Origin of the sequence: Vibrio gelatinilyticus, assembly GCF_022836845.1 — a bacterium.
Classification (GTDB): Bacteria; Pseudomonadota; Gammaproteobacteria; order Enterobacterales; family Vibrionaceae; genus Vibrio; species Vibrio gelatinilyticus.
The window spans coordinates 108,585-120,722 of the sequence record NZ_JAJNNZ010000011.1; the positions used below are offsets into that span (position 1 = coordinate 108,585).

Annotated in this window: 9 protein-coding genes; 5 read left to right on the plus strand and 4 right to left on the minus strand. The window is 45.7% G+C overall.

The genetic code is table 11. From position 1 onward, the window contains the following. Window positions 1-6 precede the first annotated feature (6 nt). The gene (locus LNL84_RS14015; protein WP_244358192.1) at window positions 7-2,277 is read right to left on the minus strand and encodes a DNA internalization-related competence protein ComEC/Rec2; all 2,271 of its coding nucleotides are present in this window, start codon (window positions 2,275-2,277) and stop codon (window positions 7-9) included. A gap of 8 nt (window positions 2,278-2,285) precedes the next feature. Between LNL84_RS14015 and LNL84_RS14020 the strand changes: the two genes are divergently transcribed. Beyond that, the gene (locus tag LNL84_RS14020; RefSeq protein WP_244358193.1) at window positions 2,286-2,795 is read left to right on the plus strand and encodes a DUF2062 domain-containing protein; all 510 of its coding nucleotides are present in this window, start codon (window positions 2,286-2,288) and stop codon (window positions 2,793-2,795) included. Window positions 2,796-2,931: 136 nt separating this feature from the next. Here LNL84_RS14020 and lolE read toward each other — a convergent pair whose 3' ends face one another. Genes lolE through lolC form a run of 3 tightly spaced genes read right to left on the minus strand, consistent with a single transcriptional unit; the run spans window position 2,932 to window position 6,087 of the window. Next, complete coding sequence (gene lolE / locus LNL84_RS14025; RefSeq protein WP_341829459.1) at window positions 2,932-4,173, minus strand: lipoprotein-releasing ABC transporter permease subunit LolE; 1,242 nt, start codon at window positions 4,171-4,173, stop codon at window positions 2,932-2,934. Window positions 4,174-4,181: 8 nt separating this feature from the next. Continuing rightward, entirely contained in the window at window positions 4,182-4,886 is a 705-nt protein-coding gene (lolD, locus tag LNL84_RS14030) for a lipoprotein-releasing ABC transporter ATP-binding protein LolD (protein WP_244358194.1), read from the minus strand. Then, window positions 4,879-6,087 (minus strand): lipoprotein-releasing ABC transporter permease subunit LolC, encoded by a 1,209-nt coding sequence (gene lolC, locus LNL84_RS14035; RefSeq protein WP_244358195.1) that lies wholly within the window; start codon window positions 6,085-6,087, stop codon window positions 4,879-4,881. The genes lolD and lolC overlap by 8 nt, the downstream gene beginning before the upstream one ends. Window positions 6,088-6,261: 174 nt before the next feature. On the opposite strand from lolC, the gene LNL84_RS14040 reads away from it, so the two are divergent. The 4 genes from LNL84_RS14040 to LNL84_RS14055 all read left to right on the plus strand — a co-directional run bounded on the left by LNL84_RS14040 (window position 6,262) and on the right by LNL84_RS14055 (window position 12,052). Then, window positions 6,262-6,831, plus strand: a complete 570-nt coding sequence (locus LNL84_RS14040) for a PilZ domain-containing protein (protein ID WP_244358196.1) — start codon at window positions 6,262-6,264, stop codon at window positions 6,829-6,831. An 8-nt stretch (window positions 6,832-6,839) separates the two neighbouring features. Continuing rightward, window positions 6,840-10,295: a transcription-repair coupling factor gene (gene mfd / locus LNL84_RS14045; protein WP_244358197.1), complete on the plus strand. Its 3,456-nt coding sequence runs from the start codon at window positions 6,840-6,842 to the stop codon at window positions 10,293-10,295. Window positions 10,296-10,575: 280 nt separating this feature from the next. Further along, window positions 10,576-11,430, plus strand: coding sequence for a peptidoglycan binding protein CsiV (locus tag LNL84_RS14050; RefSeq protein WP_244358198.1), 855 nt, complete (start codon window positions 10,576-10,578; stop codon window positions 11,428-11,430). 82 nt (window positions 11,431-11,512) lie between these two features. Next, window positions 11,513-12,052 (plus strand): GNAT family N-acetyltransferase, encoded by a 540-nt coding sequence (locus tag LNL84_RS14055; protein WP_244358199.1) that lies wholly within the window; start codon window positions 11,513-11,515, stop codon window positions 12,050-12,052. The last annotated feature ends 86 nt before the right edge of the window (window positions 12,053-12,138 follow it).

Below are 12,138 nucleotides of genomic sequence, written 5' to 3' on the forward strand. Positions count from 1 at the left end.
ATCATTTCATTCTACTGCGGATCGTAGCATCTTCCTATACCAAGAGGCATTCTCTCCCCCCCTAAGGTGTGAAATATATAAAGTTTTATCTGCAACGGTGAAGGTTATTTGACCAAACTGACCAGTATCCAACCAATTGGCTCCTAACTCTCGATATCGTTCAACCACTTTATCACTGGGCATATTCCAACGATTATTGTGCTTTAGTGAAGCAACCGCATATTGAGGTTGAACACTATCGAGTAAAAACTGACTCGACGAGGTTTGGCTCCCATGATGCGGGACAATCATCACATCCGAGCGAATCTCACCTGCCTCACGAGTTAGTAATATCTCACTCACGGTCTCAACATCACCAGGTAATAAAAATGACACCTGATTTTGCTTATCGAATACTCGTATCACACATGAATGTGGATTGTAGGCTCTATTGACGGTTTTGGGTGGCCAAAGGGCGTAAAATTCAATATGTTGCCATTGCCAGCGCTCCCCTTGTCGACAAGCTAATGACTGTTCTCGGTTCTCACTGCTCCTCACCCATTGAGGTCTCCATTGCCGCTGTAAGTCATCAAGCCCACCAGCATGGTCTTTGTCAAAATGGCTAATCACAATCCCTTCCAACTTTTCGACGCCGCGCTTGACTAAAAAAGGGCTGATAATTTGCGAAGCTACGCTAGCCTGTGCCCATTTATCGCCCGTGTCATAAATTATCGCCTCGTTCCCTTTGATAAGGACGATAGCTAGCCCATGTCCCACATCCAGGACTGAAAGTGACCAGGAGTTCGTTTGTTCTCTAAAGGTGAGCCAGGATGTCAATACCAGTGACAGCAAACACCATCGGGCATAGCCAGATAACATTGGTATTAGAATCGTGCCTACAGCAAGAACGACCAACAACAGCCATTCATGATGGGACACACTAAACCATCCCATTGGGCTCCAGGTCAGTGTGTAAAAGATCGGGGCGATCAGCCAGTCGGAAATTTGCCACGAGACGGTTGCCAAAAATGTCAACGGCGTTAACGACACGACAAAAGAAAAAAACAGCCAGGGAAGAACTACGATTGAAAACCACGGCACAAAAACCAGATTATAGACGATGGCACTAATGCTAATACCTAAGTACAACCAAGCGACAATCGGTGCAAATAGCAAAACCAGTAAAACCTGAGTCAATATTGCTGTTTGAATTAAGCTGCCCCTTTTGATGATTTTTGATGACAACAACAATATGGCCACCGCCGATAGAGACATCCAGAAACTCATGTTTAACCCTGAGAATGGCATCAGTGTAAGCAGTAATGCAGCTGTGAGGCAAAGCACAAACAGCGCGGAGAGCTGTGGCCTAATCATGTGGCTGAGCGACAAGAGTGTTAGCATGATGAGTGCTCGCACAGTGGGCAGGCTGAAGTGCGCAATCCAACCGTAGCCGTATGCCAGAAGAAGTCCGGAGACAATGGGCAGGTAAACACCAAATTGTCGACACTTGGAGTACGGCTTGATGATGCATGACATGCTACAACGCAAAACTCTTCCAACCAGCAGGCCAATGCCAAATACGATGCCAATATGCAGCCCAGAAATCGCCATCAAATGAATAAGCCCACTTTGTTGTAATAAAGACCACTGCTTCGAGCTCACGCCACTTCGCTCACCAAACAACAATGCCGAATAAAAGCCGGCATATCGACTGTTCTCTACATACTGCGAAATAAGATACTGCCATTGCGACCGCAGGTGACCTTTCGATGATGCTATATAAGAGGTCGATACTGAGAGCGTCCCGACTATCCCATTACTAAACATCACCTTTTCTTTGTCGTAGCCCACTTCGTTTCTTAACCCTATAATGGGCTTAATTTTAGCGGTCGCGGTAATCAATGCTCCTTGCTCTGTTCTTTGATTGACCCTAAGCTTAACTTTTGGTCGTTTTATTTGGCTTATAGCCTGTCCGTTAATGGATAAGACCGTTGCGTCAGCCTCATATCCATGAGTTATTTGTTTAAAATGGCTGTCAATTCTTGCTTTTATGGTAACATCGGTTCCAAATTGAAAGAGCGCATTTAATTGCTGTTTTATTACATTCCCCTGAATTAACGCTATGGACAAGGCGAGAAACACCGTCATCAACCAAGTTTTGCGCAGCGCAATAGAGATGACAAAGAGAACGGAAGTAGGAATGAGCCAGTAGTCACTGGGCATCGTCAGCCAATATGGTGCACTGAGAAGGATCAGTGTATATATAACGGGTGGCATTATGCCTTTTAAGAGAGTCATATTCCCCTATGCCAAGAAAGTTCATAAAACGTTTTATGCCTGACCATGAGGTCATAAAAAAACAAAAGGCACTGAAGGTTTTCGGCAATGTGTTATACAACCCCAACCTGTGGTGTCTTAATCGACGCTCTGCAGCAGGAGCTTTTGCAGTCGGGCTTTTTATGGCCTTCGTCCCATTGCCTAGTCAGATGATTATGGCCGCAGGGTTAGCGATATTATTTGGTGTCAACTTACCGTTATCCGTCGCCTTAGTGTGGATCAGCAACCCCATCACTATGCCGGTTATGTTTTATTTTGCTTATAAAGTGGGTGCATTTTGTCTCAATACACCACCACAACCCTTCCAATTTGAACTCTCTTGGCAGTACATCAGTGAACAGATGTCGACCATTGGACCTCCTTTTCTGCTCGGTTGTGCCTTGTGTGGGCTTATCGCTGCGGTATTGGGCTACTTTGGTATTAGAAGCTTATGGCGATATTCGGTAGTGCGCAGTTGGCAAAAAAGAGCCCTACGATAATAAAAATGCTTTGGCTGTACCAATCGCGTCATCGTTTCTTCAGGCTGTTAGCCATGCTTGTGAAATTGATATGTAAAACAAAAAGGACCCTGCGGGTCCTTTTTCGTTATTGGGCATAGCCTTGGCTGCCGTCATGCTATTTGGCACTTAAAACCGTCGCCGGGTTTAATTGGCTTGCCTTTGAAGCGGGATACCAAGTAGCCAACAGGCTAAGTACAATCGCCGTCCCTGACACCAACACCACATCACTCCATACCACCTGTGATGGCAAAAAGTCGACGAAGTAGATGTCACCAGACAAGAAGTTATGCCCTAAAAGCTGTTCTACCGTTGATATCAGTGTTGTTAGGTTTAACGCAAGCAATACTCCGAAAACACTGCCGATCACGCTACCAACGACACCAGAAAAGACACCTTGCCAGACAAAAATACGTCTAATTAGCGCATCGCGCGCCCCCATAGTCCGCAGAATTGCGATTTCAGATGCTCGATCTTTTACGGCCATCATCAAGGTCGAAACAATATTAAAACATGCCACCCCAATCACCAGAACCATCACCAAATACATAATGGTTCTGACTAGCTGAATATCACGATACAAAAAACCATACTTCTGTTTCCAACTTCTCAAGTAGACGTACTCTTTAAGCGTTGAGCCTACTTGCCGAACCACAAGTGGCGCATTAAACACGTCTTTTAACCTAACGGAGACACCGGTGACCTGCTCTCCTAGCCTTGCGTACTGCTGAGCATCTTCCAGTGGGACAATCGCCAAACTGTGGTCGATTTGTCCGTTGAGTTCCAGTAACCCTGTAACCTTCACCCGCACCCGGCGAGGAGCCTGTACTTTTGTTGTAGAGCTCGTGGTTGGGATCATCAAGGTAATAAAGTCACCGACCTTTGCATTAACTTGATCAGCCACGCCTTTGCCAAGAACCACCTGCTGCTCTTTGGGTTTAAAGGTTCTCCAGGCATCCCCTTTTACAAACTGAGTTAAATTAGATACCTGTTGCTCGAGTTTGGTATCAACCCCTCTTAGTTCAACGGCTTTTAATTCACTTCCTTTTTCAACCAATGCTGTCAGGCGGACATAGGGTGCTGCCGCGACCACCTCTTCATGTTGCAAAGCTCGCGCCATAAGCCCTTGCCAATCTTTGATCGGCTGCTGTACACCTTCAAATTCACCATGTGAAATAACCGAAAGAACACGGTTTTTTAGTTCTCGTTCAAAGCCGTTCATCGCCGACAAACCGACAATGATCACCGCAACGCCAACGGCAATGCCTACCATCGAGGATATTGAAATAAAGGAAACCATCTTGTTGCGTTGCTTTGCTTTACTAAAGCGTTTTCCAATCAAAAAAGAGAGAGAGTTCACTGCGTCACCTACGATGCGGTTGTCATTGCTGCGGGGGTATCGATCAATAACCCGTCTTGCATGTGCATTTTTCTGTCCATTTTTGACGCCAGTTCATTGTCATGGGTCACCACCAAAAAGGCCGTTCCATACTCTCGATTTAGGGTTCTCATTAGCTCATATATGGAAAGGGCGGTATTATGGTCTAAGTTACCCGTTGGCTCATCTGCAAGTACAAGGTCGGGCTTATTCACTAATGCTCTGGCAATCGCTACTCGTTGTCTCTCGCCGCCAGACAACTCTGCAGGGCGATGTCTCACGCGATGGGAAAGCCCAACTCTATCAAGCATAAGTTGAGCTTCTTGCTTGGCATTTGCAATCGTCTGTCCACCAATCAGCAATGGCATCGCAACATTCTCCAGAGCAGAGAAATCACTTAACAGATGATGAAATTGATAGACAAAGCCAAGGTGTTTATTGCGCAGTTTGGCTTGCTGGTTACTCGATAAAGTTAATAGATCCCTGCCAAGAAAGTTTACACTTCCTTTGCTGGCGTCATCAAGCGCACCTAAGATATGCAATAACGTTGACTTTCCCGATCCAGAGGTGCCAATAATTGACACCAACTCTCCTTTCTCAATTGCAAAGCCCACGCCTTTTAATACTTCAGTGTCGATACTGCCGTCATGAAAGGTTTTTCTGATATTTTGACACTCTAACAGCGTGTTATTCATAGCGTAACGCCTCTGCTGGTTTTACTGATGATGCTCTATAAGAAGGAAACAATGTTGCCAATAAGCTTAATGCTACAGCCAATACGACCACGACAACGATCTGGAGAACATCGATCACAATGGGTAATTCTCCACCAAAACTAAACAACGCAACACCCATCGCATCTAATAAACGATTGAGGTTACTCGCCAATAACACGCCGAGAGAACCGCCGACTAGAGCGCCAATGACACCGCTGCTTGCTCCTTGAACCATAAAAATGGCCAAAATCTGGCTGTCTTTCATTCCCTGTGTTTTTAAAATCGCGACTTCTGATTGTTTCTCCATTACGACCATAATCAAGGCAGAAATAATATTAAATGCTGCCACACCGATGATAAGACCGAGCATTAAGCCCATCATGTTCTTTTCCATTTTAACGGCTTGAAACAGCTCTCCTCGTTGCTCGCGCCAATCTGCCCATTGCCAACCGGAGGGCATAGTAGATTGTGATAAGGAAGAGACAATAAAAGGGTCTTCGAAAAACAGGCGCCACGCTGACGCTTGTTCAGGCGCATAACGCATCAAACGGCCAGCGTCGGCAATATGAGTGACTATGAGCTGGGCATCGACATCTGAGCCTGTGCTATACAAACCAGACACAGTGAACATTCGTTGGCTAGGAATTCGCCCTAAAGGCGTATACTGACTGGCACTGGTCACCATGATTCGGACTTTGTCGCCAATATTGACTTCTAACTGACGTGCCAAACTGTGACCCAAAATAACGTGATAGTTCCCTTTTTTTAGATTGGTGATAGTACCGCTCACTAATCGCTCACCAATAGGGTCTTGTGGGGAAGGCTCGACACCAAGTAGGAAAGTCGCAGCAATACCGTTTGGGCTTTGTATAACCGCTTCGCTTGTCACAACTGGTGTCGCTTTCTGGACAGTAGGCATGCTGTCAAACATAGACGGTATAGGCTGACTGGTCTCGATTCTCCCCGAATCCGTGGTCACCAAAGCTTGAGGTAACACCCCCAAAATTCGACCTTTTAATTGCGCTTCAAAGCCATTCATTACCGACAAAACCGTTACTAACGACATCACACCAATCGTGATACCGGCAGTCGACATATAAGAAACAAAGCGACTAAATCTATCGCCAGATCGACCTCTTAGGTATCTCAAACCGATAAATGCGGGTAAAGGGTGAAACATAGATTAAACTCATGAAATTTCGTTCTAATTACTGTAGCGAGAAATGCGCATCGGGTGTAGTGTTTATTTGTCATATTCCCTTTAATTTACTTAGATTGCGATTTTATCGGGAGATTTCTTGATAACTAAAAACGACATAGGGATAATCTCTGTCTCGCATTTAAGGATATGAATATGCTGAATAATGATTTCTTCACAGTAAATGCGGCACTCGCTGCCAATATTGAACCACTGCCGCCTGAAGCATCGGTGCCCGATTTGGCTCAATTTGGCGCAGAAATCCCCGCCCCTTTCATGGCCGCCAGTGAATTCAGCCAACTCGAACAGCTCAACGAAGCTGCAAAGCACGAACTGGCCAAATACGATTTGCAACAAGTTATTCGCTTACTCGAAACCCAAAACGCGAAATTTAATCTTTTGCTCAACTTTATGCTTTCACAGCAAGACGCCATCGAGCACCGTCACACGACGGTTTCGTTTGGTGCAGGTCAACTTAGCTATCTAAGTGATCGACCATTGCAACTTGGCCAGCTTGCTCGAGTTAAACTATTTTTAGATCAGCCAGCCGCGGGTATCTATTGTTATGGTGAAGTCGATCTGGTAGATGCTCAAGGAGATCAATTTCTGATGACCATCAAGTTCGTGCGCATTTTAGAAGAGCATCAAGATCTCCTCATCAAAGCTGCGCTCTATCAACAACAGAAACTTTTGCGCCAACGTTCCTTAGACAGAGACAACAAATAGAACTAATTATGACAGTAAAATCCGTACTTCCTCTTAATCTGCCAACCCGTGGCAGGGACAAGAAATACCTTGGCAACCTGATCGGTGGCACACTGGCATTGGCCATTGGTGAGCATACCGCAGCTCATGATAATCATACGCTGTTAGTTGTTTCTGACCCGCAAATGGCAATAAAACTGCAAAACGAAATCGAGCAGTTTTACCAAGGTGATGTCGCGTTGTTCCCTGATTGGGAAACCTTGCCTTACGATAATTTTTCGCCACACCAAGACATTATTTCAGACCGCATAGCGCGCTTGTATGCGCTCCCGCAACAAACTAGCGGTATCACGATTGTACCTGTGAGTACCTTGCTACAAAGACAAAGTCCCCGCGACTTTTTGATGCAGCATACTTTAATGGTGAAAACTGGCGATTTGTTCTCTCTTGATAAACTCCGATTGCAACTTGAGAATTCGGGCTATCGTCATGTTGATCAGGTTTTTGGGCCCGGCGAATACGCCAGCAGAGGCTCCATTCTCGATTTATTCCCAATGGGGAGCTCTGCGCCTTACCGAATCGACTTTTTCGATGACGAAATAGATACGATTCGTACCTTTGATCCCGAAAACCAACGATCGATTGAAGATATTAGTGAAATTCGCTTGTTACCTGCACACGAGTTTCCCACCACTAAAGACGCTATCGAAGAATTTCGTGTTCGCTGGCGTCAACAGTTTGATGCGCGACGCGAACCTGAATCAGTCTATATGCAAGTCACCAAGGGAATCTGGCCTGCCGGTATCGAATATTGGCAACCGCTGTTCTTTGATCATACTGAAACTCTGTTTGACTACATTGCAGAAGATTCTCAAATCATCACCGTGGGTGAAATCGAATCAGCCGTTGACACCTTTTTGACTGACGTTGACGCTCGCTATGAGCAGCGCAAAATTGACCCTTTACGCCCTCTACTAGAGCCCAGTGCCCTCTGGTTACAAAAAGACGAATTTTTTGCCCGCTTAAAAAACTACCCACAACTTCAATGTCAAGTCGAGCCAACGACAGGAAAGTCGGGGCGAGTAAACTCACCTGTCAACGCATTACCCGATCTTGCCGTTCAACATCAGCTAAAAGAGCCAATGGCGCAAATCCGTCAGTTTACTGAGCAATTCGCCGGTAAAGTGGTGTTTTCCGTTGAGTCTGAAGGGCGACGCGAGGCGCTGATTGAACTGTTACATCGCATTAAGCTCAGGCCAATTGAAAAAAACAACCTAAACGAAGCCCTTAAGGGAAGCGACAAGTTCAACCTTGTCATTGGTCAGTGTGAGCACGGCTTTATCTATCAAGACCAATTTGCTTTCATCTGCGAAAGCGACATGTTGGGCGATCGCGTTATTCAAAGGCGTAAGAAAGAAAAGCGTTCCATCAATAGTGAGACGGTGATTCGCAATCTCGCCGAACTCAAACCTGGTCAGCCTGTGGTTCATATCGATCATGGTATTGGCCGGTATGTTGGTTTGCAGACCCTCGAAGCTGGCGGGCTTACCACCGAATATGTCACTCTAGAATACCAAAACGAAGCGAAGCTTTATGTTCCTGTCGCATCCTTAAACCTTATTGGTCGCTATTCCGGTGGCGCAGACGATACGGCTCCACTTAATAAATTGGGTGGTGAAGCGTGGGCAAAAGCACGTAGAAAAGCCGCCGAGAAAGTTCGCGATGTGGCGGCAGAGTTACTGGATGTTTACGCCAAGCGTGAGCTGAAACCCGGCTTTAAATTTAAATTGGATCGCGACCAGTACGCAACATTCAAAGCCGGTTTTCCCTTTGAAGAAACTGACGATCAAGCACAAGCCATTAATGCTGTTATGTCAGACATGTGCCAGCCCAAAGCAATGGACAGATTGGTTTGTGGTGATGTGGGCTTTGGTAAAACAGAAGTGGCAATGCGCGCGGCCTTTGTCTCAACCGACAATGGTAAACAAGTTGCTGTATTGGTACCGACCACTTTATTGGCTCAGCAACATTTCGAAAACTTCAGAGATCGATTTGCTAATTTGCCGATTCGAGTTGAAGTGTTATCACGCTTTAAGTCAGCAAAAGAACAAAAAACGATTTTACAAGATATTGCCGATGGCAAGGTTGATATCGTGGTCGGCACTCATAAACTGCTGTCTGATCAGATCGCCTTTAAGGATCTGGGCTTACTGATCGTTGATGAGGAACATCGCTTTGGTGTTCGTCAAAAAGAGAAAGTAAAGGCCATGCGTGCCGATGTAGATATCTTAACGCTCACCGCGACCCCTATCCCCAGAACGTTGAACATGGCGATGAGTGGTATGCGTGATTTATCAATCATCGCGACTCCCCCTGCTCGCCGACTGGCCATCAAAACCTTCGTTCGTGAAAGTGATAACGGTGTGATTCGAGAGGCTGTTCTTAGGGAAATCATGCGTGGTGGCCAAGTCTACTTCTTACATAATCAGGTAGAAACCATTGATAAAGTCGCTGCTGATCTTGAAAAGCTCATTCCCGAAGCGCGAGTCACCACCGCTCACGGGCAAATGCGCGAGCGCGAGCTTGAGCGCATAATGAATGATTTTTATCATCAAAGGTTTAACTTGTTAGTGTGTACTACCATCATTGAAACTGGTATCGACGTGCCAACCGCCAATACCATATTAATGAACAGAGCAGACAACTTAGGCCTCGCCCAACTGCACCAATTACGTGGTCGTGTGGGCCGATCACATCACCAGGCCTATGCTTATTTACTTACTCCACACCCCAAAGCCATAACAAAAGACGCGGTCAAACGACTTGACGCTATTGCTTCACTAGAAGATTTGGGCGCTGGATTCACTCTTGCAACCCATGATCTGGAAATTCGTGGTGCTGGCGAGTTACTTGGTGATGAACAAAGTGGTCAAATCCAATCTGTTGGTTTTTCTCTCTACATGGAGATGCTCGAACAGGCTGTCGAGGCCCTTAAAGAAGGCAAAGAGCCATCACTCGATGATCTACTGCGAGAACAAACTGAAGTGGAATTGCGTATTCCTGCACTTTTGCCTGATGATTACATCCCGGATATTAATACTCGCCTGTCCATGTACAAACGCATTGCCAGCGTCTCAGACACCGATGAGCTCAATGAGCTCAAGGTCGAGCTTATCGACCGCTTTGGTTTGTTACCTGACGCCGCGAAACATCTATTGGCGGTCGCACAAATGAAGCTGCGTGGCAGAACGTTGAAAGTGAAGAAAGTCGAAGCGCACGACAAAGGCGGCTATTTGGAGTTCTATCCCGATGCAGACATCAACCCTGCATTCTTAGTCAAAATGCTCCAGGCGCAGCCAAGCAAATTTTCTATGGACGGCCCGACGAAATTTAAATTTGTTGAATCACTTACAGACCGTCGCAAGCGACTTAATTACGTGAATACGATGTTAGACGAGTTCGAAGCAAACCGACTGACCGGATAACAGCCACTGGTCTTGTTCCTAGCTAATTTCAAGGCCCCTATTGGGGCCTAACTTTTTTACAACCAACCAAGTGACCCATTGCAACAAAGAAATTGTAGCCGGTAACATTGCTTCGCATACTATCAAACCTGATCCAGCACACGACTGATTTAACACAAACTTGATTACACCTAGCCTTATGTTACTTTACAGTAAGTTATTCCACGCTAGTTCGCATATCGCCCTAAACTAAGTATAATGCTGGACTCAAAGCGCGACTGTGGTAATCAATGGAGAAACAATGAATAAACTGATCCCGCTGCTGCTCCTATGTGTCTCGATGCCAAGTTTGGCGCAAAGACAATTTGATATAGAAGTGATCATTTTTAAGCGTCTAGCCAATCCTGAATTGGTTAGCGAGTCCTGGCCCGATTCTGTCACCGACATTGAATTTAGTCGTAGCGGTTCGATGAACGACGCCAGCTATTTGACTTCTAAAGAAGTTACCGTGCTACCTCAATCAGAATTTCAGCTTACTGAACAAGAGCAGAAATTGGAAAAGCACGCCGGCTATGAAGTTCTTATGCATAAAGCTTGGCGCCAGGGAGATGAAGGACGAGCGGCTTCTCCTGTCTTCCACGTCAAAGCGGGTAAAGACTACTCAGAGACGTTTAACATTGATGGCAGTGAGAAAAAGGCTGGCAGCAATACTGTTACGCCACTAGAAGGTGTTCAAGAAACCACAATCGCTCCACCACTTAGAGAGCTTGAAGGTACCTTCCAGGTCTACGTACAACATTACCTGTACACCGAAGCTAAGTTGGACTTCAAAGCGCCAAGCACCAAAGAAGTCACTATTGAATCCGCAGCGCCTTCTGAGCCTACTGTTGAACAAACAGAAGCACCATTAGAAAGCGCAGCCATAGAACCAACTCTGGAACCCGTTACCGACGCAGCAAGTGATGATAGCGCTGTGATTGCCGGTAACATGGAAGCCATTGCAACACAGACGCAGGTTCAGTCCTTCTTGAAAAGCTATCGCTTTGACCAGAAAAGAAGAATGCGAAGCAGTGAAACTCACTACTTAGATCACCCACTAATGGGAATCATCATTCAGATAAGGCGTGTTGAAGAAACTGAAACCGTATCAGAATAATTCTCTCCCATAATGTAAAAGTCCCTGCCTAGTGCAGGGATTTACTTCTTGCCCTACCAGAAGATCGTCTAAGCTATCAAACATGAATACTGAGTTTTCTATCTATACTCAACGATTGAGTCTGCGACTACTAAAAGTCGAGCATGCCCAAGAGTTTTGTCATGCTGTTCGTCAGTCACACACATTGCATCAATGGATTGATTGGTGTAGCGACAGTTTTACCTTACCTGCTGCCCAGGATTTCATCAACGCAACTCGCCTTAATTGGATTCGTGCAGATGCCTTCGGTTTCGCTATTTTCGATAGAAAAAGCGAGAGTTTTGTTGGCATGATTGCTATCAACGAGTTTTATCAGACATTTAATATGGCCAGTCTTGGCTATTGGGTTATCGATCAATATCAAGGCAAAGGGTTCGCTCTCGAAGCGCTTGACGCCATTATTGAGTTTTGTTTTGCTACTCTGAAATTAACCAGACTTGAAATCGTTTGTGATGTAGAGAATCTGCCTAGCCAAAAACTGGCCTTACGCTGCGGCGCTGCGAGAGAATGCGTGGCTCAGAATCGATTTATATTCAACGGTAAACCTAAACAAGGCGTGGTCTTTGCCATTACTCCTACTTGAACGACTCAGCGACAGCAAAGCTGATCACTGGGTTTTCTCGCCCAACGTGCTATAAAAAAAGGAGCTCTTGTGAGCTCCTTTTTTGT